The sequence below is a fragment of the Flavobacterium anhuiense genome (assembly GCF_900101855.1).
In the GTDB taxonomy this organism is placed as follows: Bacteria; Bacteroidota; Bacteroidia; order Flavobacteriales; family Flavobacteriaceae; genus Flavobacterium; species Flavobacterium anhuiense.
In genome coordinates, this window is sequence record NZ_FMVC01000001.1 from 204,926 (window position 1) to 231,866 (window position 26,941).

Annotated in this window: 18 protein-coding genes and 1 riboswitch; of the genes, 4 read left to right on the plus strand and 14 right to left on the minus strand. The window is 33.6% G+C overall.

The window, feature by feature from the left end:
* Nucleotide 1 precedes the first annotated feature (1 nt).
* The 6 genes from BLP44_RS00810 to BLP44_RS00830 form a co-directional block, all read right to left on the minus strand.
* Entirely contained in the window at nucleotides 2–985 is a 984-nt protein-coding gene (locus BLP44_RS00810) for an alpha/beta fold hydrolase (protein WP_244511647.1), read from the minus strand.
* Nucleotides 986–1,062: 77 nt separating this feature from the next.
* Nucleotides 1,063–1,170, minus strand: a riboswitch (SAM riboswitch).
* Nucleotides 1,171–1,361: 191 nt separating this feature from the next.
* Nucleotides 1,362–1,577 (minus strand): hypothetical protein, encoded by a 216-nt coding sequence (locus BLP44_RS00815; protein ID WP_091128295.1) that lies wholly within the window; start codon nucleotides 1,575–1,577, stop codon nucleotides 1,362–1,364.
* Between the two features lie 634 nt (nucleotides 1,578–2,211).
* Nucleotides 2,212–3,300: a homoserine dehydrogenase family protein gene (locus BLP44_RS00820; RefSeq protein WP_091128298.1), complete on the minus strand. Its 1,089-nt coding sequence runs from the start codon at nucleotides 3,298–3,300 to the stop codon at nucleotides 2,212–2,214.
* A 205-nt stretch (nucleotides 3,301–3,505) separates the two neighbouring features.
* On the minus strand, nucleotides 3,506–4,810 hold the full coding sequence (locus tag BLP44_RS00825; protein WP_091128302.1) for an O-acetylhomoserine aminocarboxypropyltransferase/cysteine synthase family protein: 1,305 nt from the start codon (nucleotides 4,808–4,810) through the stop codon (nucleotides 3,506–3,508).
* Nucleotides 4,811–4,921: 111 nt separating this feature from the next.
* Nucleotides 4,922–5,098, minus strand: a complete 177-nt coding sequence (locus BLP44_RS22890; protein WP_170830203.1) for a hypothetical protein — start codon at nucleotides 5,096–5,098, stop codon at nucleotides 4,922–4,924.
* 338 nt (nucleotides 5,099–5,436) lie between these two features.
* Nucleotides 5,437–8,283, minus strand: a complete 2,847-nt coding sequence (locus BLP44_RS00830) for a TonB-dependent receptor plug domain-containing protein (protein ID WP_091128305.1) — start codon at nucleotides 8,281–8,283, stop codon at nucleotides 5,437–5,439.
* A 547-nt stretch (nucleotides 8,284–8,830) separates the two neighbouring features.
* Here BLP44_RS00830 and metK point away from each other — a divergent pair.
* The gene (metK, locus tag BLP44_RS00835; protein ID WP_091128308.1) at nucleotides 8,831–10,081 is read left to right on the plus strand and encodes a methionine adenosyltransferase; all 1,251 of its coding nucleotides are present in this window, start codon (nucleotides 8,831–8,833) and stop codon (nucleotides 10,079–10,081) included.
* 109 nt (nucleotides 10,082–10,190) lie between these two features.
* On the opposite strand, the gene BLP44_RS00840 is transcribed toward metK, so the two are convergent.
* The 3 genes from BLP44_RS00840 to BLP44_RS00850 form a co-directional block, all read right to left on the minus strand.
* Entirely contained in the window at nucleotides 10,191–12,464 is a 2,274-nt protein-coding gene (locus BLP44_RS00840; protein WP_091128310.1) for a hypothetical protein, read from the minus strand.
* 93 nt (nucleotides 12,465–12,557) lie between these two features.
* Nucleotides 12,558–15,245, minus strand: coding sequence for a carboxypeptidase-like regulatory domain-containing protein (locus BLP44_RS00845; RefSeq protein WP_091128314.1), 2,688 nt, complete (start codon nucleotides 15,243–15,245; stop codon nucleotides 12,558–12,560).
* A gap of 91 nt (nucleotides 15,246–15,336) precedes the next feature.
* A complete protein-coding gene (locus tag BLP44_RS00850) occupies nucleotides 15,337–16,224 on the minus strand; it encodes a GLPGLI family protein (RefSeq protein WP_091128318.1) in 888 nt (295 codons plus the stop codon).
* Between the two features lie 212 nt (nucleotides 16,225–16,436).
* On the opposite strand from BLP44_RS00850, the gene BLP44_RS00855 reads away from it, so the two are divergent.
* Both BLP44_RS00855 and BLP44_RS00860 read left to right on the plus strand, forming a co-directional pair.
* Nucleotides 16,437–17,252 (plus strand): hypothetical protein, encoded by an 816-nt coding sequence (locus tag BLP44_RS00855; protein ID WP_008466573.1) that lies wholly within the window; start codon nucleotides 16,437–16,439, stop codon nucleotides 17,250–17,252.
* Nucleotides 17,252–17,866, plus strand: coding sequence for a deoxynucleoside kinase (locus tag BLP44_RS00860; protein ID WP_008466572.1), 615 nt, complete (start codon nucleotides 17,252–17,254; stop codon nucleotides 17,864–17,866). The genes BLP44_RS00855 and BLP44_RS00860 overlap by 1 nt, the downstream gene beginning before the upstream one ends.
* 185 nt (nucleotides 17,867–18,051) lie before the next feature.
* Here BLP44_RS00860 and BLP44_RS00865 read toward each other — a convergent pair whose 3' ends face one another.
* From BLP44_RS00865 to BLP44_RS00890, 5 genes are all read right to left on the minus strand, one after another.
* Entirely contained in the window at nucleotides 18,052–20,571 is a 2,520-nt protein-coding gene (locus BLP44_RS00865) for a sodium-translocating pyrophosphatase (RefSeq protein ID WP_091128321.1), read from the minus strand.
* A gap of 112 nt (nucleotides 20,572–20,683) precedes the next feature.
* Nucleotides 20,684–21,214: an inorganic diphosphatase gene (locus BLP44_RS00870; protein WP_008466564.1), complete on the minus strand. Its 531-nt coding sequence runs from the start codon at nucleotides 21,212–21,214 to the stop codon at nucleotides 20,684–20,686.
* A gap of 111 nt (nucleotides 21,215–21,325) precedes the next feature.
* Nucleotides 21,326–21,925 carry a DNA-3-methyladenine glycosylase family protein gene (locus BLP44_RS00875; RefSeq protein ID WP_091128325.1) on the minus strand — a complete coding sequence of 200 codons (600 nt, stop codon included), beginning with the start codon at nucleotides 21,923–21,925 and terminating at the stop codon, nucleotides 21,326–21,328.
* A 216-nt stretch (nucleotides 21,926–22,141) separates the two neighbouring features.
* On the minus strand, nucleotides 22,142–24,643 hold the full coding sequence (locus BLP44_RS00885) for a DUF5686 and carboxypeptidase-like regulatory domain-containing protein (protein WP_008466561.1): 2,502 nt from the start codon (nucleotides 24,641–24,643) through the stop codon (nucleotides 22,142–22,144).
* Between the two features lie 69 nt (nucleotides 24,644–24,712).
* Nucleotides 24,713–25,690: a pyruvate dehydrogenase complex E1 component subunit beta gene (locus BLP44_RS00890; RefSeq protein ID WP_008466560.1), complete on the minus strand. Its 978-nt coding sequence runs from the start codon at nucleotides 25,688–25,690 to the stop codon at nucleotides 24,713–24,715.
* Between the two features lie 501 nt (nucleotides 25,691–26,191).
* Between BLP44_RS00890 and BLP44_RS00895 the strand changes: the two genes are divergently transcribed.
* Entirely contained in the window at nucleotides 26,192–26,938 is a 747-nt protein-coding gene (locus tag BLP44_RS00895; RefSeq protein ID WP_008466558.1) for an electron transfer flavoprotein subunit beta/FixA family protein, read from the plus strand.
* The last annotated feature ends 3 nt before the right edge of the window (nucleotides 26,939–26,941 follow it).

A 26,941-nucleotide genomic window follows, 5' to 3' on the forward strand; every position in this document is an offset into this window, starting at 1 on the left:
TTTATTTCTTTATTGTTTCTGCCTTAAAAATGTCGGCAAGTAAATGATCTAATTGTTTGTACTCGATTAAAAAAGCGTCATGTCCGTGAACCGAATCAATTTCGCTGTAGAAAACATTGTCTTTAAACTTCTTCAATTCTTCATAGGTTTCTACGTTTTCTTTTGCCGTAAAAAACAAATCTGAATTGATTCCGATAATATGAATTGAGGCTTTTGTTTTGGACAACAAGTTTTCAAAACTTTCACTATTTCTAGTAATATCAATTGTTTTAAGCAATTGATTCATTAATTTATAAGAAGACAATTGGAATCTTTTCTGCAATTTTTTACCATGATGAGCCAACCAGCTTTCGATATTAAAAATCAAAAGATCTTGATTGATTGTTCTTTGGAATTTCTCTTTGAATGATTCTGGCGAACGATAACAAAGCATGGCATGAATTCTTGCATCTTCGATTGGTTTTGAAGAATTGTTTAGAATTTGTTCTTGAAGAAAACAATTGGCAATAAGCCAGTCGGTAGATTTCCAGTCACTCGCGATCGGAATAAGGTTTTCTGTTATATTAGGTTCTAAAGCTAAGATTTCCCAAGCGATTCCGCCTCCAACTGAACCTCCGATAATTGCAAAAAGTTTTTCAATTTGTAAAGCTTTTACACCTTCGATAAAGATTCTTGCGACATCTCTGGCTGTAAAGTCAAGATAATTTTCAATTAAAAAAGAATTGCTTCCATTTCCAGGAACATCAAAGGCTAAAATGGTATAAACAACAGTATCTATGGTTTTACCTTCGCCAATTAAGTCATTCCACCAGCCGTTTTCTCCAGTTACTTGCGCATTTCCTGTTAAGGCGTGATTAACCAATACAATTGGCGCACTATGCAAAGGCTGTCCTGCCAATGTAAAGTGCAAAGGTATAGAACGGTAAGCTGCACCACTTTCTGTGATGAAATCTTGAATTATAATGGGATTTGGTATATTTTCCAATTTCAAATCTGTTGTATTATTGATTTGTATATGGAAATATTAGAAAGAAAAACTAGGTTTAACTAGAAAAAATCTTGTTGTTATCTTTCCACGTTTGGCGTGGTAGAATGTAGCACCTTCTTCGTTTTACCGAAGGGTTGCTAAGGCTTCATCGGGTCTAATCCCTCGTCCTTTCTTTATAACATTTCAATACGTGTTTGAACTTAACGAGTGCAAATTAACTACTATTTTCTCTAACAAACAAATTTTATCTAAAAGTGTTTGTTAAATTTCTGAGACTTACTTTAGCAAAAACTATTATACGCAAAAATTTACCGAACAAAAATGCCCAGTAAAATTAAGCAGGTTTTACCCTAGTTTATGATGCTTCTTCCGTTTAGATAAAAAGCGTGTCATTTTCTTTTGAATACATCAAAAACAATAAAGAGTTTGGTGCTTTTTTCTTAGCTCCTTTACTTTCTTCTGTGATTCCAGCCTCAGTTATTCCGAATCTTGGGTGAGCCAATTCGTTTGTTGGTGGTGGATTATTTTTTCTTGTCCTTCTGTTTTTCAAATTTGAAATTTTTTCTGCTAAGTAGTTCAATGTGCTCATGATATTAAGTTTTAGTTAAGTTGTGTTTTATAATCTTTATTTCTCGTTTATCTTTTTGTTAAATTGCTTTCTGGAATAAAAAAACCCTTTTGGATTTTCAGATACCAAAAGGGTTTAAGTTTTTACACTCACGTATACTTTTAGTATCAACAGACGTATGCGCAAATAAGCGCGACAGAAAACATCTTGTTCATCTGTAAGGATTTATTCATCTGTGATTTATATTGTTTATTTAAATTCTGCATTTGTATTAAATTAAAAAGCCTCCCAAAATTTCTCGGGAGGCTCTTACTATATTATTATTGTATTCTTACAATTTTTTAAGCAATAGACACCCCAGCCTCGGTCTTAACCGAAATGGCACAAAACATTTTGTTGACTTTTAAGTTCATTTGATTTCTAGTAGTTTTTGGGTATAACAAATATGCAATTATTTTTTTTATTACACAAATTAAATTCAAGAATTTAATTACAAAAATCGTTAAAAATCAATTTTTTAACGTCAAAAAACATCTTACAAAAACGAAAACGAAATAATACAGGTAAAAAACTTACAAAACAAACTCGTTTTTCTTAATAATTCCATTTGACAAATCAGTTTATCAAAGAACCTTTTTCTTTTTCGGCTAAAAAATTATAGCCAGACTGCTTCCTTAGTCCTAATTCGTTCCACTATTTTTAGGATATCAGTTATAATTCCTCTCGAAATTGCTTGTTTACATGGCGGAGCACTTTGAATTACGATTGGAATATCGGCGTAAGATTTGGTATAAATTTCAAAAATAGTGTCGGAACCTTTCAACTGCCCGATTGGAGAGACTATTGGTTCCGAAATTAATTTGGCTTCTAAAGTGCCTTTTTCTACATCAAACTCTCCTACATAACGGAGTACATGATTTTCTGCTTGAGTGATTTTGGCAATTTTAAATGATTTATCTACAGTTTCTTTATCGAGCACTCCATTTTTTTCCAAATGCTCTTCGGTTATAAAAGGTTTTATATTAATATCTGAGAGATCAAAATCTTTTCCTATTTCTCTGGCCAATATTAGAAGTTTCCTTGCAGTATCATTTCCAGACAAATCTTCTTTAAAATTTGATTTCATCAAACCTAAAAGACTCGCATCTTTTAAAACAGATGAAAACGAAACATCTTCAGATGAAAATCTATTAAAGACGTAACTCAGATTATCGGAAAAAACGCCTCGAATCTTTGTGATTTTTTCTCCCGAATAGTACAAATCTCTTAAAGTCTGCAAAACAGGAATTCCAGTTTCAACCGATGTTTCATACAAAAATTCTTTGTCGTACTTTTTAAGATCTGCCCTTAGCTCTTTATATAAGTCTATTGGGAGCGTATTGGCCTTTTTATTTACTGCTACAATATTAAATCCGTTTTTGATTAACGTATTATAATGTTTCACCAATTCATCGCTAGCTGTTGCATCGACAGCTATTAAGTTTTCAAATTCGTTTTCTTGTGCAAATTCGACAATATCTTCTATCTTAAAAGGAACTGCCAATTGTCTAAAATTGGTTTCCCAAGAATAACCCACGCCTTCTTTCTCAAAAAAAGCAACCGTCGAATTGGTTATAATTGGAAAATGAAAATCGACATTTTTGCTCTCGAGAAAAAAATCCTGACTTTCAATAATCTGATTAATCAAAGTACTTCCGATATTACCAATTCCGAAAAGGATAATGTTTATTTTAAGCTTTGACATAATTTCTATTTTTTAATTTTTGAAACCATATAAGTGATGTAAGTTTATTTCATGTTTTGCAGCAAAAAGCAGACGCATGTGGTGCGTCTCTAGAAAATGCACTTATATTCCTTATATGGTTTAAATTTTATAAAGATGCTTTTCATAAAAAATTACCTTTAGCACATAGGCTAAAGGCAATCTTTCAAACAAAAAACAAAAAAACCTAATTTTTATTGATGCTGAACTGCGAAAGTGAAACACTTTCAAAAACAGTTTGCAAATCAGCAATTAAATCTTCAATATCTTCAATTCCCACAGACAGACGAATCAAATCTTTAGAAACTCCCGTTTCTATTTGTTCTGCTTCTGTCAACTGCTGGTGTGTAGTGCTTGCAGGATGTATAATCAGTGATTTTGTGTCACCGATATTGGCTAATAAAGAGAATAGCTTCGTGTCATCTACCACTTTTTTTGCCGCATCAAAACCTCCTCTTAATCCGAAAGTGATAATTCCGCTTTGTCCTTCTGGAAGATATTCTTTAGCCAGATCATTATATTTACTCGATTTTAGACCTGGATAATTTACCCAAACTACCTCATCTTGTTTTTCTAACCATTCAGCCAGAGCCAAAGCATTTTCACTATGTTTTTTGATTCGGATTGGAAGTGTTTCTAGTCCCTGAATAATCTGAAAAGCATTAAATGGACTTAAAGCAGCACCAAAATCACGCAGACCTTCAATTCGAGCTTTTGCAATAAAAGCCGCATTTCCTAAAGCTTCATGATATACTAATCCGTGGTATCCTGCAGATGGCTCGGTAAACTCAGGAAATTTTCCGTTTGCCCAATCAAAGTTTCCAGCATCAATGATAACGCCTCCTAATGAAGTTCCGTTTCCTGCGATATATTTAGTTAAGGAATGAATTACAATATCGGCACCATATTTAATTGGGTTTAATAAATAAGGTGTCGCAACTGTATTATCTACTATAAATGGCACTTTGAATGCTTTGGCTTCTGCCGAAATTGCTTTTAAATCTAATACATCCAATTTTGGATTCCCAAGAGATTCAACAAAGAAAGCTCTTGTATTTTCTTTTGCCGCTTTTGTAAAATTTTCAGGCTTTGACGGGTCTACAAATGTGGTTGTGATTCCTAATCTTGGCAGTGTAACTTTTAAAAGATTATACGTTCCGCCGTATAAACTGTTTGAAGCCACGATATGATCTCCTGCTTTTAGCAAAGTCAATAAAGTTGTTGAAATTGCAGATGCTCCAGAAGCTGTAACCACAGCTCCGATTCCGCCTTCTAGTGCTGCCAAGCGCTGTTCTAGAATATCATTTGTTGGGTTGTTTAATCTTGTATATATGAATCCGGCTTCGGCAAGACCAAATAAATTGGCCGCATGATCTGCATTGTTAAATACGTATGATGATGTCTGATAAATTGGCACGGCTCTAGTTCCTGCGTTTTTAGTTACGTCATGTCCTGCGTGTAATGCGTTTGTTGCAAATTTTTGTGTACTCATGATTTCTTAGTTTTTTAAGTATTGTTAATACGTTTATATATTGTTATTGATATTGTTATTGATATTGTTATTGATATTGTTATTGATATTGTTATTGATATTGTTATTGATTTAAGCTAAAATATCTTCAGCTTCTTCTTCAAGATCATATAGATGAAACAATAATGATTTCTGCGTTTTTATCTGTAGCGTAGGATCATATTTTAGAGTTTCAGCTGATGGTTCTTCCGAATTATTATTTCTTAGTAAGTATTGAAATGCGATTGTATTTATATCTAGTGTATTCATGATTTAAAATTTAAAATGTTGGAAATAAAAAAAGCCCTTTCGGATGGCGACCAAAAGGGCTTATAGTTTAACTATAACAAAGATTGTCTCTTTCACTTTTGGCAACAGCAAATTGGGATGCACATTTGCATCATCTCACAACACATCATATTTCTTTTTGCTATTGTTTTCATTTTATTTAAAAATTGAATTTGACTATTTTTTAAACTCGACTAATTCGATAGAGTAAATGTAATAAGTATTTTTTTAACGACCAAATTAAAATTGAAGTTTTATATTATTTTTTTTGAAATTTCTTTCAAACCTTTATTTAAAAGGCTTGAAAGAAATTATTTTAATTAAAATTTAAAGCTTAAACGGGCAAAACCAAATCTTCCGTTTAATCCAAATTGAGAAACTGCTCTTGAATACGCAAACTGATTCGCATTTGTCAAATCTGTACTTGGCGCTGGTGACAAAGTTGGAGTTGTATTTGTAAAAGCTGGAGTTGCAGGATTATTTCTGTCTGGATAAACATCTCCTATATTATTAACTCCAATTGTAGCTCTCAAATGCTCGTTGATCTGATATCCTAAAGATAAATCGGTAACCAATTTTGCGCTGTATTCTGGATGTTCGTATACAGAAGAAAATCCGTCTAGATTAACATCTGTTGCTCCTGGATCGGTAACTTTTCCAAAATAGCTGTTTCTTAAATAAATATCCAGTTTTTTAATATTGAAAGTGGTCATCAAATTGGCTTTCAATTTTGGAATAGCTTCTTCTAAATATACTCGGCTTGATTCTGGAAAGAAAGAATAAATATAAGGCTCACCCCCGGCATTCACTATAGATTGCGGAATATGCAAATCTCCTACTCTTTTAGTTTCATTAAAGCTTAGGGCAAAATCGTTTCTAATTGTGAAATCCTGAATTACATCATATTTTTGAGAAATTACTAGATCAATTCCTTTTGTTTCAGAATCGATTCCATTTGTCCAGAATGAAGCTCTTTCTACCCCTTTCAAATCAAATGCTTGCTGAAATAAAGTCAATGCCTCTGCTTGTTCTGGTGAAGTTGCCCCCGCTATCTGTGCATCTGTTGGTCTTGAATATTGTCCAGACAGTACAATTCTGTCGTTGATTCTTGTAAAATAAGCATCAGTTGCAATGGTTATGTTAGCTTCAGGAATTTTGAATGTAAATCCTGTACTGATGCTTTTTGATTTTTCTGGTTTTAAACTTTCAATTCCAATACTTTTTGCCGCTTGCGAATCGTTTGTAAAATATCCTACCTGGTAAGGAGCTCCATTTATAAATTGAGTAGAACTTGATTCAAAATATCTTTGCTGTAAAGAAGGCGCTCTAAAACCTGTCTGTCCAGAAATTCTCCAATTGATATTATCATTTAATTTTAAAAGCGAAGCCAATTTAAAAGTAACCGTATTTCCAAAATCTGAATAGTTTTCATAACGTGCAGCTCCATTTATAAGCCATTTTTCAGTGGCATTCAATTCTAAATCAACATAAGCCGCTCCACTTTGTCTGTCTTTTTCTTTAGCATCAGAAGGCTGAAATCCTGAAAATCCTTGCGCTCCTGCCCCACGTTTGTTTCCGAAAAAGTCAGTTACAATTAATGGTGAATTGCTTGGCAGAATTCCTGAAACTAAATTTCCGTTTACATCGTATAATCCATAAGAAGCTTCTTCTCCTGCTTTAATCTGATAATTTTCGTATCTGAATTCACCCCCAAAAGCAACGTTCAATCCAGCAAGAACATCATATTTTCTGCTAAAATCTAAATTGGTTGTACTTTGTAAAAACGAAACTTTTCCTGCATCAAAACTAAATGGAGAGTTTGTTCCTAAAGTTGCATTGATCGTATTGTTCACATCATAATTAAAGGAGTTTGTTCCTAAATTTGTGCTTAAATCAGTATCAAATCCGAATAATTGTGTGTTTATTCCAACTGCTCCAGAAGCATCTAAAATTTTTGATTCAATTTCTGGCAAGAATCCGTTTTGATACACTTGCGTGAAAGTTCCAGAACCGTTTGGCAGTCTGTTAAACGCATACGATTTACCGCCTCTATAAGAAACACCTCCAAAAGAATATAATGAAGTGATTTCGCTCAAAGGATATTTTGCATTAAAATACAATTGTCCTGCAGCCAATTCTGACTGCCCAACACTCATATTATAATCACTTCTCTGCTGATTTCTATAAGCCAGTTCATTATTAGTAACATCAAAATTTAAAGCCGTCTGCATCTGTGCAATTGTCGATGCTGATGCAATAGCGTTTTGCTGTGCCGTCGTAAAATAGCTTACTTGTGGCGCATACTGTTTTAAAGAAGACAAAATCTGAGCTGAATTTGTGGTCGTATTAATGTTGCTAAATAGCGAGTTAATCTCTACTCCATCTTGCGCCGCTCTATTTTCGACCGCATTGTAAGCATTAAAAATAGCATTGCTTCTAATTCCTGCTCGGCTTGTTGCTTGTCTAGTTACCGCAGTTCCTGTAATATTTAAGAAACTTCCTGGCTTGCCTAATGAAGTTCCGTAGTTTAAATCGATTTGGGCAGTTTGTCCGTCTGCTCCTCCTTCAAAATTATTTGATCCCGAAGATAGATTGGCTCCATACTGAATTCCCCCTGTTAGATAATTAGCATTCTTTTTCAGAACAATATTAATAACTCCTGCAATTGCATCAGAACCATATTGCGCTGCAGCTCCATCTCTTAAAACTTCGATTCTTTCAATAGCAAAAGACGGAATCGCATTTAAATCTGTTCCGACAGATCCTCTTCCTGGCGATCCGTTTATGTTTACCAAAGCACTGGTATGTCTTCTTTTTCCGTTTACTAAAATTAAAACCTGATCTGGCCCTAATCCTCTTAATTGTGCGGGATCAACGTGGTCTGTTGCATCTGCTGTAGATGTTGGGTTACTCGTAAATGACGGAGCAACATAATTTAAAATCTGAGTTACGCTCGTTTGCGGTGCTCCTTTTGTTATTTCGGATACGTTAAAAACATCAACCGGAACTGGCACATCTGTTTTAACTCTGTTTTTACTTCTTGATCCAATAATAGTAACTTCAGACAGTTCGTTGTTTTTTAAACTATCCTGCTCTTTTTTATTGTCCTGAGCATAAAGTCCTGAAAATGTCACAAGACCTAAAACGATTAGTACATTTTTCTTCATTTCTTCTTTACTGATTAATTAGTGTTTTTGGCTTAAAAAAAATCTTACAGCTTTTATTTTTTGAATAAAAAAACCTCTGCGGTTCGGCAGAGGTTCTATTTATATATTTTGAAAAATATTTTACAATAGTGTCTCTGCGGAGAACTCCGGCATCTTACAAGACATCATATTGCAAACTGTAAATTTCATTTGTTTCTTTTGTTTTAACGGGGCAAAGTTGCAAACTATTTTTTAATCGACCAAACAAAAAACCAAATATTTTCTATTACCCTATCAAAATAGTATGTTATTGTTAAATTTCTGCTAGAAAAAATAAAAAAAGTTGAACTTTAATTTGCAAATCAAAATGGTTTCATACCTTTGCACCCGAAACAGAGGAAAAATTTGAACTGATTGCAACCTCTTCATAATGAAATGGTTTCGTTATGAATGCTGAAAGATTCATTTCAGTAGTAAAAAATGCTAAAGCAGAAACTCTCCTTTAGCCCTTTTTAGCAATTACTTTCTCTGCTTAATTTTTAAAAAACTAATATATTATTACATTATTATGGCTTATTTATTTACGTCAGAATCTGTTAGTGAAGGGCATCCAGACAAAGTTGCAGATCAAATTTCGGATGCATTAATTGACAACTTTTTGGCATTTGACGCTGACTCAAAAGTAGCTTGTGAAACATTAGTTACAACTGGTCAGGTAATTTTAGCAGGTGAAGTAAAATCGAATACTTATCTTGATGTTCAGCAAATTGCACGTGAAGTAATCCGTAAAATTGGATATACTAAAAGTGAATATATGTTTGAAGCGAATTCTTGTGGAATTCTTTCAGCTATTCACGAGCAATCTGCAGATATTAACCAAGGTGTTGACAGAGCTAAGCCAGAAGAACAAGGTGCTGGAGATCAAGGAATGATGTTTGGTTACGCTACAAACGAAACTGAAAACTTCATGCCATTGGCATTAGATCTATCTCATAAATTATTACAAGAGTTAGCAATCTTAAGACGCGAAAACAAAGAAATCACGTATTTGCGTCCAGATGCTAAATCTCAGGTTACTTTAGAATATAGCGACGATAATAAACCAACTCGTATTGATGCGATTGTAATTTCAACTCAACACGATGATTTTGATACAGAAGCTGAAATGTTGGCTAAAATCAAAAAAGATATTATCGAAATCTTGATTCCTAGAATTATCGCTAAAAACCCAGAGCACGCTCATTTATTCAACGATAAAATCAACTATCACATCAACCCAACAGGAAAATTCGTTATTGGAGGACCTCACGGAGATACTGGTTTAACAGGTAGAAAAATTATCGTTGATACTTACGGTGGAAAAGGTGCTCACGGTGGTGGTGCATTCTCTGGAAAAGATCCAAGTAAAGTAGATAGAAGTGCTGCTTATGCAACTCGTCATATCGCTAAAAACTTAGTTGCTGCCGGTGTTGCTGATGAAATCTTAGTTCAGGTTTCTTACGCAATTGGTGTTGCTGAGCCAATGGGAATTTTCATTGAAACTTACGGAACTTCTAAAGTAAACTTAACTAACGGTGAAATCGCTAAAAAAGTAGAAGCTATCTTCGATATGCGTCCTTACTTCATCGAACAACGTTTGAAATTAAGAAACCCAATCTATAGCGAAACTGCTGCTTACGGACACATGGGACGTAAACCAGAAACTGTTACTAAAACTTTCTCTGCTCCAGGCGGAAACGAAAAAACAGTTACTGTTGAGTTGTTTACATGGGAAAAACTTGATTTTGTTGACCAAGTAAAAGCTGCATTTGGATTATAATTCAGATCTATAGACTAACTTAGATTATCAGACATCTTAGATTAGCCGAACATAAAAAAGCCGATTTCTAAAAAATAGAAATCGGCTTTTATTTTATATGCTAGTTTTATTAATATGTTCCGTTACTCATTTTAGTTAAAACTTCCTTCATTTGATTTGCAGTTTCTTCATCAACGTCACTAGTAATAAACTTTACTGCTAAAACCTGTGTTTCGATAGCTTTTTGTGTCTGTCCATCTTTATAATACAATTGCGCTAAAGTGTCTAAGTAGTACGGATTGTTTTTAGATATCACCAAACTATATTCAGACCATTTAATTGCCTCTTTAATAAAATTTGAGTTCTGTGGTTTTAATACAACTGTCCATGCCGCGTTATTGCAAATATCTGAGTGGTAAAGTTTAAACGAACTCCATCCATCATAAGAATAACCTGAGCTAGAATCTAAACCTCCAAAAATAGTATCTAATTTTTCTATTGGGCTTGGTCCAGCTAATGTATTATCAAAATAAGAACTGAACTCTTTTAAGTAAGTCGTATTAGACCCATCTTGATCTTCAAGCTGGCTTAAATAATAAAAATAATTTCTATAGGCATCAAAATTTCCTTTTCCAGATGCTATTATCTTTTTGTAAACAGAATTAATTTTCTCCTTATTCATTTCACCTGTAAGTCCATCCTGAGAAGCGTACAGATTTTGCTGTAATGCATTAGAAATTTCAGAAACAGCACTTCCTATATTATGAACTTCTGGCGCACTATTATTGAAAGCAACTTTATTATTTTCAATATCATCAGAATGTTTTAACAAATAATCTATCGCTAGAAAATCGGTATCATTAAGAATTCTTTCCTGATTAAAAAGCTGTTTTGTAAATCCTTGATTTTTGATTTCTTTTATAATAGTCTCAGCCAAATACATATTTACAGCCTTGTCTTTTTGGTGCGCTTCAATCAATTTTTTCCATGTTTGAGCTACTTCTTTTTGGTCTAAAGCCGTTTTTGTAATTACAAAATCAGTAGAATTAGGATCGCTTACTGAATAATCTGAATCATAATCATAAGACGTTTCTAATAAAGCCGCTTTATTAAAAGCATTAATTAAGTCTGCATCTGAGGCTTTTTTGTTCTTTAAAACTTTATCTATAGAAAGGAAAGCATTTGCTTTTTGAAGTTTTCTATAAAAATCGCCATAATAGCTAAACTGATATTGCTGTGTTGTTAAATCTGATTTTGCAACAGCAAGTACATCGCCATTTCCGTTTAAAACCAATACGCTTGGATCATTAGTTATTTTATTGTTTTTCAGCCATTTTTTATCATCGGCTCCAGCCAAATAATAATTGTATGTATCATAAAGTGCATTATACGAATCATACATATTATAGCCTGTCTGCGTTTCCTGCTCTTTTATAAAAGCATCAAAAGTTTCTTTTGCCGTTTTATTCTTGCTGTCCACCACAACAACTAAAAATTTATTGCTAGCTGTTTTGGTAGATTCTATTGCCTTTTTGAGATTGCCTTCTATTTTTAGCTTAAAATCATATTTGGTATAAAAAGCTGGAGGATCAAGAGGATATGCTGCTGCTGGTACCGCAGTTGTATCAACTGGCAGACCATTATATATACTATCTACTACTGCGCTTCCATAAGAACCGTAATCAGGATCTTTCCCAGGATAAGTCCAGTTTGTAATAGACTGTGTTTCTATCGGGACTACTGTTGGAGCTTTAGCCGGCTTCTCATCTTTTTCGTTCACAAACACTAAAGGATCTTTTCCTGCTTGATCAGAAATTTTTAATTCTTTTGTATTCTTATCAAAAGATCCTGCAAGATTTAAATCATTCAAAACAGCAAGATCATAATTGATTGTTATCTCTGAAACATCTTTTGGCAATGCATATTTATTGACATCACTTTTTCCACCATAGTCTTCGTAAACCAAATAAAGGAAATCCGTTTTTTCTATTTCAAAATCTAAATCTGTTTTGATATATTCAGGATCTACTTTTGCTTTTATATCTGAAAGTCTCTGGTATTGAACTGCTTCTGTTCCTTTTTGAGTTCCTATGTAAAAGGAATAATAAGACGGATTCAAAAACTTAATCTTAATTTTTTTTGCTTTTTTATCTTTAGCAAAAGAAAGATCAAATCTATTATCTACGGTATTTTTACTTTTTAAGAAAACCAAAGAATCGCCTTTAATTTCATATCCTCCCGAATAAAAAACCAATTCATACTTATTATCATCCAGTAAATTTAATTTGATTTTTCCTCCTTTATTTGTAGATAAATAAGTTCCTTTTTCTATTCCATTAGTTTGGGCGAAAGAGATAGAAATTCCGGCAAACAGGAGTGACAAACTCCAAATAAAATTGCGCATAACTACATATTTTGTTGTTAATAATATAGCGCAAAGATATCTGATTCTTCTTTAAACAAATCACAAAAAGTCACAATATTTGCAATTAAAATACTACAAATTGTATTTCATTGAAAATATGATATAACGCGGCTGCACAGTGTATTGTGAAACTCTTGTAGAGAATTGAGAGAAGCTGTCATCATTAAGATATTTTGTGTTCAACAAATTGGTTGCCGAAACTTTATATTCCCACTTGCTATTCTTTTTTTGATAAATTAAACTGGCGCTTAAAAAATCATACTCATTATCAACAGTTTTATCGCCATTATAATAATGGTAGAATTCGTATTCTGAAACAAAAGAGAAACTATCCAAGAAATAATAATCTAATCTTGCAAATGGTTTATCAGTGTAAAAGGTTGAACCACTATATTTATTTATCAAAAGATTGTAGCCAAATTCGATATTGGGAAGATTTTTATAATTTGTTGAAGCTCGAACGGTATAGCTTTGGCTGAAACTTTCTGTTGTTGACAATTGATTGTTCTGAATATTATTGAATTTCGACCAATTAAAACTAGCATTTGCAGAAGCTTTATAATTCTTTAAAAACGAACGCCCGTAATTTCCCATTCCCGTAAAGGTCTCATCAGCTAAATTGGAGTTGTAAGGAACTGATGATTGGTTAATTCCGTCAAAATCTGCTTTTGTTTTAATCGCATCAACTTTTCTGGTGTAAGTTGCGTTGGCAAAAATGTTCTCAAAATTGAACATATTATACTTGAAATAACGTAACGAATGCACTTGTGAAGTCGCATTTTCTAAGAAACGATTTCCGCGAAACAAACTGTTATAATTAGACAAAACATAACCCGAAGCCAACTGATTGATGTCTGTAAAATCGTTTGTTAGAGAGAAATTATACGTCAGCGTTTCTGATTTTTTGATTTGGTATAAAGCGAAGAAATCTGGAAGCACTTTCGTGAAATTTTGGGAATAATCGGTTCCTAATTGTCCGTTTGTCATTTGATACGTATGAAAGCTTACTCCTGGCGTAAACGTAAACTTTCCTGTGAGGATTTTATAATGAAAACCTAAAAAAGCATCATTAAAACGATAATCTACATCATTATTATTTTGAGCATTATTCAAATCGTTTCTCGTTCCATCATCTAACATTTGGAAAATGTGAGAATTAAAGTTCTGATACGAATACGTATTTCCTAAAGTAATATTGAAATTACTTTTTGGTGTAACCATATAATAATAATCTAGTTTTGCATCTAGTTTATTGGTTTTTACAAATCGGTCTTGATTATAATCATTTCTGTTTTGTCCCGAAATATATCCTGATAAATCAAAAGGAAGTGTTTGCAAATTAGCATTATAAAAAGGATTTTCGTCCTGATATAAATGCTGCATTTCAAAAGCAAAGATATTTTTAGCACTTTGCGTATAATACAAACTCAAATTCTGATTAATCGAAGTAGGATCTTGTTTTTTTGTTGTAAAAATATCTTCTGAAGTCGCAACGTTTTGAACAATCTGCTCTCTAAACAAATCTGAGTATTCTTCTTGTTTAGTAAGCTTGGTTAAAATATCATAATCAAACTGAAATTTGTCGCTTGGCTTATAAGTTGAGCTTAATTTAAAAAGTCCCAAATTATTTTTCTGATTGGTATTTTCGTTACTTTTCTGCTGATCTCCAGATTCTAAAATTGTTGTTTGCGATTTAGTTTCTAAGTCGGTTTTTGAAGTTGAAAGAATTCCGAAACCGCTTATATTCCACGATTTTGTAGCTGAATAAGCAAAGTTTGTTGCGCCAAATTTGGTTTCAATTTCTTTTGCACGATTATTACGCAATAACGAAATTCCTAAATCATTTGAAGAAACATTAAAACTGCTTCCTCCTTTTTTCATCATATTTTTAAATCCTCCTGTAAACTTAAAATAATCTTGAGCCGTAAGAGGCAATTCACCAATATTATTAAAATTGGTAATTAAATTAATACTGTATTTTGGGCTGTAATAGAAAAGTTTTGGATTAATAATATATCGGCTGTCCAATTCTGCAACTCCAATTCCTGCGGTCACATCTCCAAACCAAAAGTTCTTTTTTCCTTCTTTCAGTTTAATGTTCATCGCCACATTTTCCTGATCATTTTCTAGACCTTTTAATTGGCTTATTTCGTTATAATTTCTTAAAACCTGAACTTTATCAATTGCATCGGCTGGAATATTTTTGACGCCCAATTTGGTATCTCCGTCAAAAAAATCTTTTCCCTCAACCATCAATTTGCTGACTTTTTTCCCTTCAACTTCAATTTCTCCATCGGCATTTACCTCAACTCCTGGAAGTTTCTTTAAGACATCTTCAAGCTTTTTTTCTGTTCCAGATTTAAAAGAATCAGCATTATAAACAATTGTGTCGCCTTTTATAGAAACTGGCATTTCGCGAACAATTTCTACGCCTTCCAATTCTATTCCAGCGCCATCCAAAACAATATTCTGAGTCATGTTTTCAGACTTAGTCGATACTGCAATTTCTTTAGACTTCATCCCTAAATAACTTATTTTAATAGTATAAGCTGTATTGGGTTTCAAAGTCAATTGAAACTTTCCTTTATCATTGGTTATTCCATAGGAATCCATTGCTTTTGTACCATTATTGATAGCCATTATATTGGCCATTTCCAACGGATTTTTCTGCTCATCCTGAATCAAACCGTCAAAACGGACACTTTGAGAAAAGCATATCGAAGTAAAAAGTAAGGCAAATACAAAGAGTGTCTTATTCATTATAAGAATATTGAAAGTTTGGACCCGAGCGATAGCGAACAGGCGAAGCAATTTGGATTTTGGATTTTGAAAAATTGGAATTTTAAAGGTATTATCTTCCCATAGGAGGAGGTCCGCCAGCACGGCCGCGGTTCATCTCTCTAAATTCTTCCATTTTTTTAATTACTGTTTCGTCATATTCTTTCTGAGAAACTACTTTTCCTTTTTTAGAAGGTTTTATTTCCACTTTATCTTTAGCATTCAAAACAATTTTTGAACATAAAATAGTCGTTGTTCCATCATTGATTTCTAAAATTAATCCTGGAAGTCCCCAATAATTTTCTGGCCCTTGATTGATCGGAATTTCTGGCGTATACCAGGCTGTCACGACAATTTCTTTTGGCATTTCGAAATTATCTGCAAAATTCGTTTTGGTATCTCCAGAAGTCTTTTTCTCTTCATCCTTTTTGTCATCATTTTTTTTAGGTCTGAAGTTTCTAAAATCGGTTTTACTTGCCTGTTTTACAGCTGTCGCTTTGAAGCAATTGTAACCGCCAATTTGCTTGGTTTCTTGTTCTAATTTCCATTCTAATTTTGGAAGAGAATCTACAACAAGAAATTCCTTGCCCATAAATTCTTTATCGACCGTATATGTTTTTGCTTTCACATCTTTATAGAAAGTACCTCCACCGCCAGTAAGCGAACCAAACATAACTCGAAAACCTCCTTGCTGTTGGCCAGGCGCTTCTAATTTTTCTTCTTCTTTATAAATTGATGCTGCTTTATCGAAATTTAAAATGAATGTTTTTTCGAGCATTTTTTTCATACGCTCTTCCATATTTTTCTGCATTTCTGGCGTAATATCTCTATTACCGCGCATCCCCTCAAACTTTGGCGCTTGTGTTTTTGACTCGTAAACAGCCATTCCCTGGAAATCTTTTTGCGCCTGAATTTGGGTAGAAACAAGCATCAAAGTCATATAAAAAAATATCTTTTTCATTTCATTTTCTTTAAGTGAGTAAATCCGACAAAACTTACATTCAAATGTATTATTTATTTTAAAATTCAAAAAACTAAATATATAAACGGTATTAAGACATAGACAGAACCGCTTATTTTTTAGACTATTAGATTTCAAAAAGGTTTAAGGCATAAAATTAAAATTTATAAGAAGAGTTTTTGTAATTTGGTACTCTTGTAAAATAATTTCTCATGCTTAAAATAGTGCAAAAAATTTTATTTGCTGTATTTCTTTTCTGCACTTTTCAGGCGCTTTCTGCTCAGGAATGGAGTATAAATCCAACCTTGATTTCGCAGTATAAAAATACCTCAGATACTTTTTTAGGATACGATGCGTTTGGTTATTCATACCAGATAAAGAATAATGTTTTTAGCAAGATTAAAGGAAAAGAAATCTTTGAATATAAGAATGTTTCCTTGGGAAAAATCACAAAAGTCGATCTTCAGAATCCGCTAAAGATTGTTTTGTTTTATGAAGATTTCAATAGCGTTGTTTTATTGGACAATCAATTAAATAAAATGACCGAAATTAATTTTTCGCAGAATGCCACTCCAATTGTGGTGAGTGCCATTGGAATGTCCACACAAAATCAGCTATGGATTTACAATACTTTAAACCAGCAAATTGGTCTTTTCGATTATTTAAAAAATGAGTACAAAACAGTTTCAATTCCACTTACAGAACCAATACAATATTATCAAACTGATTTTAATACTTTCTATTGGATTGACAAGAAAAACAATTTTTACGCTTGCGACATTTTCGGAAAGATAACATCATTGGGAAAGATTGCTGATTTTGATAGAATCGCAATAGTTAATACTTCACAATATCTTTTTAGCAAGGATAATTTATTGTATTTTAAAGGGTTCAACAAATTAAATCCTGAAGTACTTTCTGAGATTAAAATTTTAGAAAAAACCTTTGACAATTTTTATTACAAAGACCAAATTTTATCTATTTTTACAGCTACAGATATATCAAATTATAAAATCGTAACACCGTAATGCACATAGCAATAGCAGGAAACATAGGCGCAGGAAAAACAACTTTGACCAAATTATTGGCAAAACATTTCAAATGGGAACCTCATTATGAAGATGTAGTTGATAATCCGTATTTGGATGATTTCTACCATCAGATGGAGCGCTGGTCGTTTAACCTTCAGATTTATTTCCTAAACAGCCGTTTCCGTCAAGTGCAGCAAATTCGCGAAAGCGGAAAAAAAATCATTCAAGACAGAACGATTTATGAAGATGCGCATATTTTCGCACCCAACTTATATGCAATGGGATTAATGACAAGCCGTGATTTTGAAAATTATACGTCTTTGTTCGAATTGATGGAATCGCTGGTTAAAGCTCCAGATTTATTGATTTATTTAAGAAGTTCTATTCCGAATTTAGTTGGACAGATTCACAAACGAGGGCGCGAATACGAAAACTCTATTTCTATCGATTATTTAAGCCGTTTGAATGAAAGATATGAAGCTTGGATTCAGACTTATACTAAAGGAAAACTTTTAATTATTGATGTGGACAATATCAATTTTGTTGACAATCCCGAAGATCTAGGAGATATCATTAGTAGAATTGATGCTGAATTGAACGGATTGTTTTAAAAAACGAATTTACAAATTTATACGAAATAAAAAAGCCTCTAAATGAATTTTAGAGACTTTTGCTTTTATTATCCTAACACAGGTTTCCAAAACCTGTTAGGCGTTTTTTTACTTTAGAGTATTTTTACTTTCAATTTCAACTAAATACCTCACAGGTTTTGGAAACCTGTTAGGATAGATCCTACTTATTTCGCAGCTTCTACTTTTGCTAAAACTTCTTCCTCAGTACCTTCAAAAACTTCAGTTGTAGTTTTTCCGTCCACTGTTTTGGTAACAGTTCCAGTAGTTTTTCCATTGATATTTTTAACCTCAACACGAACTGATTGACTTTCTGAATGAGAGTATTTTCCGTTTGCATCAAAATGAGCTAAACATTTAGCTGTTTCTTCTTCAGAACAACCTTTTTCTTTACACATTTTAATACATTCTTCTTTTGTCATTCCAGACATATCGCCGCATTTAGACATTCCTGCATGCATTTCAGTTTTAGCACAGCAAGACGCTTTTCCAGCAATATCTGACGGAGCATGGCCTTCACCCAAAATTGGGGCAATTACCAATCCAATCAAACAAGTTAATTTGATTAAAATATTCATTGATGGCCCAGAAGTATCCTTAAACGGATCTCCAACTGTATCTCCAGTTACCGCGGCTTTATGTGCATCAGAACCTTTATAAGTCATTTCGCCATTAATCATAACTCCTGCCTCAAAAGATTTTTTAGCATTATCCCAAGCGCCACCGGCATTGTTTTGGAAAACAGCCCAAAGTACTCCAGAAACGGTAACTCCAGCCATATATCCTCCTAACATTTCAGCAATTAATTGATTGTTATCTGAATAAACTAATTTTCCAATTAGAACAATTGCAATCGGAAAACCAATCGTTAAAACTCCTGGAAGCATCATCTCACGTAAAGCGGCTTTTGTAGAAATTTCAACACATTTTCCATATTCTGGCTTTCCTGTCCCTTCCATAATTCCAGCAATTTCTTTAAACTGGCGACGAACTTCGTACACCATATCCATTGCTGCTTTTCCAACAGAATTCATTGCTAAAGCTGAGAAAACTACCGGAATCATTCCACCGACAAATAACATCGCTAAAACCGGTGCTTTAAATATATTAATTCCGTCGATTCCTGTGAAGGTTACATAAGCTGCAAATAAGGCCAATGAAGTTAAAGCTGCGGAAGCAATAGCAAATCCTTTTCCTGTTGCTGCTGTTGTATTTCCAACTGAATCTAAAATATCGGTTCTAGTACGAACTTCTTTTGGCAATTCGCTCATTTCAGCGATTCCTCCAGCATTATCAGAAATTGGTCCGAAAGCATCGATTGCCAATTGCATAGCCGTTGTAGCCATCATTGCTGAAGCAGCTAAGGCAACTCCATAAAATCCTGCTAGAACATACGAAATCCAAATTGCGATGGCAAATAACAATACGGTTGGAAAAGTAGAAATCATTCCGGTTGCCAAACCTGCAATTACGTTTGTCCCTGCACCTGTAGATGATTTTTGAACTATAGCCAATACTGGTTTTGTTCCTAATCCTGTATAATATTCTGTTACTGATGAAATAGCTCCGCCAACTACTAATCCGACTAAAGTGGCGTAGAAAACACGCATTGACGAAATAGCTTTAGAACCTTCTCCAAAGAAAGTCATTTGCATAGTTTCTGGCAACATGTGCTGTACCAAAAAGAAGCAAGCTACAGCTGTTAAAACAATAGAAACCCAGTTTCCTATATTTAATGCTTTCTGCACTTGTGCTTCTTTAGCATTGTCATCTGATATTTTTACTAATGTTGTTCCGATAATCGAAAATAAAATTCCGAAACCGGCAATTGCCATTGGAAGCAAAATTGGTCCAATTCCGCCGAAAGCATCATTAATACTTCCGCCCATATCTTTTATCACATAGTTTCCTAGAACCATTGCCGCTAGAACAGTGGCAACATAAGATCCAAATAAATCGGCTCCCATACCTGCAACGTCACCTACGTTATCTCCCACATTATCTGCAATTGTTGCTGGGTTACGAGGATCATCTTCCGGAATTCCCGCTTCAACTTTACCCACTAAATCGGCTCCAACATCGGCTGCTTTTGTGTAGATTCCACCACCGACTCTAGCAAATAAAGCAATAGATTCAGCTCCAAGTGAAAATCCTGCAAGAGTTTCTAGAACAACCGTCATAGTATCGGTGTCTTTCCAAACTCCTCCAGAAAACAAATGAAAGAAAATGATAAAAAAGGATGTTAAACCTAAAACAGCTAAACCCGCTACACCTAACCCCATTACAGTTCCCCCGCCAAAAGAAACTTTTAATGCTTGCGGAAGGCTCGTACGAGCTGCCTGAGTAGTTCTAACGTTTGTTTTGGTTGCTATTTTCATTCCCATATTTCCTGCTAAAGCAGAGAAAAATGCACCAAAAATAAATGCTATTACGATTAACAAATGTGTTTTTACTCCCGGAATAAAAGTAATTCCTGCCAAAGCTAAACTGGCAATGATTACAAAGATGCTTAATAGTTTGTATTCGGCTTTTAGGAAGGCTAAGGCTCCTTCGTAGATGTAATCTGAAATCTCTTTCATCTTACCGTCTCCAGCGTCTTGTTTTAAAACCCAAGTCCTTTTTATTCCCATGAAAAGTAATCCTAAAACTGCCATTATAATTGGCAGGTAAATCATAAATGCATTCATAATATTTTATTGGTTTTGGTTAATAGTCAACAATCTAACTGAACGAATTTAAACAAAAAAGCAATACTCCTGACGGCAGTATTGCTTTTTTTATAATAGAATAAGGTTAAAATTATTTAATGCTAAATAATCCAGCCGGTTTATTTTCAATGTCATCAAAACGTTTTGTGCACTCTGCGATGATGTCGTAAGCTTCTTTTACGTCTCCCCATCCTTCAACATCTACTTTTTTGTTTTCAAGATCTTTGTAAACTTGGAAAAAGTGCTCGATTTCTTTTAATAAGTGTGGATTAATATCAGAAAGATCGTTTAATGAATTCCAGATTGGATCTGAAACTGGTACACAAATAATTTTTTCGTCTGGTCCTTTGTCATCTGCCATGTGGAAAACACCAATTGGTTTAACCTCCATTACACATCCAGGGAAAGTTGGTTCGTTTACCAAAACTAATACATCAAGAGGATCACCATCTAAAGCTAAAGTTTCTGGAATAAATCCGTAATCTGCTGGGTACATCATAGAAGAGAATAACATTCTGTCGAAACGCATTCTTTTAATTTCAAAATCGTACTCGTATTTATTTCTGCTTCCTCTTGGTATTTCGATCAATACATCGAAAGTCGTTAATTTGTCTGCGGTCATTTTTGTTTTTTATTGTTTCTATAATTTCGGTTGCAAAAATAACTAAAGAATCTAGTTTTACAATAAAAAACAAGGTTAAATTATCTTCATTAGAGTTTAAAAAACAAGCATTTAATAGCTAATTGTTCTATTTCTTTTTTTTAAGTAATAATGCCAGAGCAAATAGGTTGCATAAGAACGAAACGGGCTCCATTGTTCTGCATGAATTTCCATTTCTTGTTTGTCATGGATATTTAATAATTCTTTAATTGTATTTATGACAGCTATATCGCCTAATGGAATTAAATCGGGTTCTTCAAGACAGAACATTAAATAAATATCTATTGTCCAGTTTCCGATTCCTTTTAATTTAATAAGCTCTTCGCGAACTTGTTTTGCAGATTTTGAAGCTAAACTTTCAATATCCAATTCTTTACTTAAAACTGCTTCTGCTAAAATCTTAATGTACTTTGTTTTCTGACGGCTTACTCCAAGGCTTCTAAATTCTTCGTCAGAAAGAAGAACCATATTTTCAGGATTACAAGTTGTAAAAGCTTTAATTTTTAAGAACGTGGCTTTCGCCGAATCTATAGAAACCTGCTGCTCGAGAATTAATAAAACCAAAGTTTCAAATCCAGGCGGGCGTCTCGGAATTGGCGGTAATCCATATTTTTCAATAATTTGTAGAAATATTGGATTTTTATTGGTTAGAAAGTCAATGGCTTCTTGCATGATGATTCTTTTATGTCTAATCTCAAAAATAAGTAAAAAATAATCTCGCGAAAACGCCAAGTTGCTGAGTTTTCTTTCTCTCGCAGATTTTGCAGATTAAGCGGATAAAAAATCTGCTCGATCTGCAAAATCTGCGTGAAACAAAAAAGTCGCAAAGATTTTAAACCTCTGCGACTCTGTAACTCTGTAACTTTGAACCTTTGTAACTTTTTAAAACTAGAAATAAAATCCAAATGATCCTTTAATTGCAAATTTATGTGCATCTGGCATATCTAGGTAATTTCCTCTCCAAGAGAAATCAAGACGGAAAACTTTAAAGATATTTCCAATTCCTGCATTATATTCCCAGTATACTTTTTCAGGAGCATTGTATGGCAATCCCGAAGCATTAATAGCGCGGTTGGCATCAGAAATAGTTCCATGAACCGCTCTAATTCCTATAAATTCTCTCCAGTTCAGCTTTCTCATGAATGGAATTCTAGCAAATAATCTACCTCCAAAATCATGATTCCACTGCAGGGTTGTATATTGATCGGTAACGAACTCGTAGAAATTTAAGTTACTGAATGTATTCTCAATCGTAAAATAAGTCTGGTTACCCGGAATTACACTCATTAAACCTAACGGAATTGTTCCGAATGTTTTTCCTGTTTCAACTGTAATATTTGTTCTTCCTAAAGGTCCAATAATAATGGGCTGTCTGTAGAAAACCTGAATTTTTTCGTAAGCAAAATCACTGTCAAAAACACCTTTCAATCCATAACTGAAATTGACAAAGAAATGACTGTAGGGACTATCTACTAAATCTCTTTCTACTCCATAACCAATGGTTTTTCTGTTTGGCATAAACTCAAACTGAATATTGGCTTCTGACTGTTTTACCATACTTTCCACAACACCGGCAGGATTTTCAGGAGTTGGCAAAGTAGTGTAATAATCTAAACTAAATGTTTTGGAAGCCGATTCTAATGTTCGATACGAAAGCCCTGCTGAGACAATAAAATTCTTTTTAGGCTCCATTTCTATAGAAATGTTACTTAGATTAATATTGGTCAGTTTTCCATTGCTTCCCGTCGTAAACAGAGCTGAAGAGGCGAAACTTCGTCCTAGAACGTCGTTTGTTGTGGTTAAACTCGCTCCAATCTGCTCAATGTCACGCCTATTTCCCCCAGAAATTATTAATCTATTTTTCTTGTCAAGCATCCATTTTCCAGAAACGCCGTATTTGAATTTATTATCATCAAATCCGTAAGCCGTGTAAGCTTGAATACGCCAAGGATCGTTTGGACCGAAATAGGTTCTTCCACCCACTCTTAGCCTTATACCTTCGACTTCATTATATCCAAAAGTTGAAAATATAGGTCCGTAATCGAAATTCTTAAATTCAATATAACCGCTTCCTAAAATGGAGACAAGGTTATATAATTGTTTAAATCGCTTGACAGTTTGCAATGTATCAAGCATTTTATAAATTCCCTGTTCGTCTTTATTTAGTTTTTCGAAACGATTTTCCTCCCAGAATTCTGGCGGTCGTTCGTAAACGGCATTATCAATAAAATTGACTTCTTCTTTATAGAATTTCTCTGGCTTCTGAATATTGAATTTATGATTGCGGTATAAAGTTGTTCTTTTACCATAAACTCCTTTTGATTTTTCTTTTTTGTTTAAAGCAAAATCAGACATCATATAATCACGCGTCAAAAGGAAAACAGAATCATTTTCTACTTCAAATTCCTGTTCGATGTAAATATCTTTTACCCAGTTAATATTGGCACTTTTAGTTACACCCATATTAATTTTTTTGATGGCAAAAGTGGTATCATTTACCCAAAAATCTCCTTTAAACGTCAATTCGTTTTTACGTCTTGGGTAAAAAACAATATTGTAACACCATTTTTTATCGATATAAGCACTGTCTTTTAGAACGTAATTGTAAACATCAATTCCTGTTCTTGACAACGGACTTGTGAAACTTTTATCAAAAAACTTTAGGTGGTTGTCGTAAATATTGTAATCAGAATAAAGGTCTTTTACAAAAGATAAAATCTGCTGATTTCCGTTAAAACCAGACATTTTATTTCCCGTAAGATTTTCTTTTACTTTCTTTAATTTATTATCTCCATAAACATCATAAACCGATTCGTTGATGAAGATCGGCAAATAGGTTTTCCCTGTAACGTCAGAAGTATCAACGTGATTAAAGATAAACTCCATTCCTTTAAAAAGCTTGTTTTTCATGAATGCACTATCAATAGTGTTCATGTCAAATTCTACTTTTTCGTACTTCTGCATTTGATATTGATTAAATAGGTATAATCCGTTTTTACGTTTTCTTTCCCATATTTTTCTCAAAATATCCAATGCTGGATTATTTTTTTTGGAAGTTTTCCCAGTGTAAATTACAACTTCATTCAATGCTTCAGCTTCGCCCAAAACAATTTTAAAATTGTAATTGACTGCTTTTTCTAAAGGAACTTCTTTATCCGAAAATCCTGCCGAAGTAACTATAAGTGCGGTATAAGTATTTGGCGATTCTAAATAAAAACGGCCGTCTTCATTAGAAACGATTCCAATATTAGAACCTTTAAAAACTACATTAGCAAAAGGTATTGGCTGGTTGGATTTGTCCAAAACAACTCCACTCACCTTAGTTTGTGCAGTAACAACATTCGCAAATGCAAATACAATATATAAGAGAAGTAGAGTTAATTTGTTCATTATAAAGTAAAAAAAAACTTCACCAATCCATTCTGCCTGATGAAGTTTTATGAGTATTTTGTATTTGTATTATTTGTATAATACTTTTTTAACTGCTTTTACTACATCACCTGCATTTGGCAACCAGTCTTTTAACAATACTGGAGAATAAGGTGCAGGAGTATCAGCAGTTGTAATACGTTGAATTGGCGCATCAAGGAAGTCAAAAGCTTGCTCTTGAACGATATAAGAAATCTCAGAAGAAAGGCTGGCAACTGGCCAAGCTTCCTCAAGAATTACTAAACGGTTTGTTTTTTTAACCGATTTTAAGATGGCGTCTTTGTCCATTGGACGAACTGTTCTTAAATCGATAATCTCACAAGAGATTCCTTCTTTTGCTAATTCATCAGCAGCGATAAAAGCTTCTTTGATGATTTTTCCAAAAGAAACAATTGTTACATCTGTTCCTTCACGTTTAACATCGGCAACACCTAGAGGAATTGTATATTCTCCATCTGGCACTTCACCTTTGTCTCCGTACATCTGCTCAGATTCCATGAAAATAACTGGATCGTTATCACGGATAGCTGATTTTAAAAGTCCTTTTGCATCATAAGGAGTTGAAGGAACCACAACTTTAAGACCTGGAGTATTAGCAAACCAGTTTTCTAAAGCTTGAGAGTGAGTAGCTCCTAATTGACCAGCAGAAGCTGTTGGTCCGCGGAAAACGATAGGCACATTAAATTGTCCTCCTGTCATTTGACGCATTTTAGCAGCATTATTAATAATTTGATCAATACCAACTAAACAGAAGTTGAATGTCATATATTCTACAATAGGACGGTTTCCATTCATTGCAGAACCTACTGCAATTCCTGAAAATCCAAGCTCAGCAATCGGAGTATCAATTACTCTTTTTTCACCAAACTCAGCTAGCATTCCTTTAGAAGCTTTGTAAGCTCCATTGTATTCTGCAACCTCTTCTCCCATTAAATATATGGATTCATCGCGACGCATTTCTTCGCTCATTGCTTCACAAATGGCCTCTCTAAATTGTATTGTTCTCATATTTTATATTGTATGTTGAATTTTCTGAAGAGCAAAAATAAATATTTTAAATAACTTAAAAGCAAAAATTGAATTTAAAATCGCATGAACTTCTATCTGTTCTCAGGTTTTAACTTTTTAAACTTTATTGTGATAATTACGAAATCGATATAATAACGTATTATCAACACTTAATTCTTTCTAAAATATTTTTCAGACAAACTTCTATCTATTTGTTTAATTCTTGTTTCTTCAAAATTCATTCATCCTAACGTAAAAAATCAAAAATTAGTATTTCTCAGACAAATTTAATTTGCTTTCCAGCTATCGGTTATTGCAAAATTCCTAACAATCAGACAAAATGAATATTATTTTATTTTTAGATTCCGATGAAAATCATCCAAAACTGAACAATCTGCGAAATCGTAATAGTTTTAAAAAATATTATGCATGCATAGTATAATTATTCCAAATTAAATTCTAAATTTGTAAAAGCATATTATAAATTCAAAATATATACTTATGAAAATACTAGTTTGCATCAGCCATGTGCCTGATACTACTTCAAAAATTAACTTTACCAACGGTGACTCAGAATTTGACACTAATGGTGTACAATATGTCATTAATCCTAACGACGAATTTGGTCTTACACGCGCTATATGGTTTCAAGAACAACAAGGTGCTAATGTAACAGTTGTAAATGTCGGAGGTCCTGATACTGAACCAACTTTACGTAAAGCATTGGCTATTGGAGCAAACGAAGCTATTCGCGTTAACGCAAATCCTACAGATGGTTTCTTCGTAGCAAAACAATTGGCAGAAGTAATTAAAAACGGTGGTTACGATCTTGTAATTGCTGGTAAAGAATCTTTAGATTATAACGGTGGAATGGTCCCTGGAATGATTGCTGGAATCTTAGGATACAACTTCCTAAACTCTTGTACAGCTTTAACTGTTGACGGAAACAATGTAAAAGCAGTTCGTGAAATCGACGGTGGAAAAGAAACCGTGAGCACTACTCTTCCTTTAATTATTGGAGGTCAAAAAGGTCTTGTTGAAGAGAAAGATTTACGTATCCCGAACATGAGAGGAATTATGACTGCAAGAACAAAAGCGCTTACTATTCTTGAGCCAGTTGATGCAGCTGTAAATACAAAAGCGGTGAAATTTGAAAAACCAGCTCCAAAATCAGCAGTGAAATTAGTTTCTGCAGATAATTTAGATGAATTAATCAATTTATTACACAACGAAGCGAAAGTAATCTAATAA

What these genes read in the sequence shown, in the direction of transcription:
- BLP44_RS00815 (WP_091128295.1), bottom strand. Translation starts at nt 1,577, where the DNA reads ATGAGCACATTGAACTACTTAGCAGAAAAAATTTCAAATTTGAAAAAC.
- BLP44_RS00885 (WP_008466561.1), bottom strand. Translation starts at nt 24,643, where the DNA reads ATGAACAAATTAACTCTACTTCTCTTATATATTGTATTTGCATTTGCG.
- BLP44_RS00820 (WP_091128298.1), bottom strand. Translation starts at nt 3,300, where the DNA reads ATGTCAAAGCTTAAAATAAACATTATCCTTTTCGGAATTGGTAATATC.
- BLP44_RS00855 (WP_008466573.1), top strand. Translation starts at nt 16,437, where the DNA reads ATGCTTAAAATAGTGCAAAAAATTTTATTTGCTGTATTTCTTTTCTGC.
- BLP44_RS00865 (WP_091128321.1), bottom strand. Translation starts at nt 20,571, where the DNA reads ATGAATGCATTTATGATTTACCTGCCAATTATAATGGCAGTTTTAGGA.
- BLP44_RS00825 (WP_091128302.1), bottom strand. Translation starts at nt 4,810, where the DNA reads ATGAGTACACAAAAATTTGCAACAAACGCATTACACGCAGGACATGAC.
- BLP44_RS00845 (WP_091128314.1), bottom strand. Translation starts at nt 15,245, where the DNA reads ATGAATAAGACACTCTTTGTATTTGCCTTACTTTTTACTTCGATATGC.
- BLP44_RS00830 (WP_091128305.1), bottom strand. Translation starts at nt 8,283, where the DNA reads ATGAAGAAAAATGTACTAATCGTTTTAGGTCTTGTGACATTTTCAGGA.
- BLP44_RS00875 (WP_091128325.1), bottom strand. Translation starts at nt 21,925, where the DNA reads ATGCAAGAAGCCATTGACTTTCTAACCAATAAAAATCCAATATTTCTA.
- BLP44_RS00860 (WP_008466572.1), top strand. Translation starts at nt 17,252, where the DNA reads ATGCACATAGCAATAGCAGGAAACATAGGCGCAGGAAAAACAACTTTG.
- BLP44_RS00870 (WP_008466564.1), bottom strand. Translation starts at nt 21,214, where the DNA reads ATGACCGCAGACAAATTAACGACTTTCGATGTATTGATCGAAATACCA.
- BLP44_RS00850 (WP_091128318.1), bottom strand. Translation starts at nt 16,224, where the DNA reads ATGAAAAAGATATTTTTTTATATGACTTTGATGCTTGTTTCTACCCAA.
- BLP44_RS00890 (WP_008466560.1), bottom strand. Translation starts at nt 25,690, where the DNA reads ATGAGAACAATACAATTTAGAGAGGCCATTTGTGAAGCAATGAGCGAA.
- BLP44_RS00840 (WP_091128310.1), bottom strand. Translation starts at nt 12,464, where the DNA reads ATGCGCAATTTTATTTGGAGTTTGTCACTCCTGTTTGCCGGAATTTCT.
- BLP44_RS00895 (WP_008466558.1), top strand. Translation starts at nt 26,192, where the DNA reads ATGAAAATACTAGTTTGCATCAGCCATGTGCCTGATACTACTTCAAAA.
- metK (WP_091128308.1), top strand. Translation starts at nt 8,831, where the DNA reads ATGGCTTATTTATTTACGTCAGAATCTGTTAGTGAAGGGCATCCAGAC.
- BLP44_RS22890 (WP_170830203.1), bottom strand. Translation starts at nt 5,098, where the DNA reads ATGAATACACTAGATATAAATACAATCGCATTTCAATACTTACTAAGA.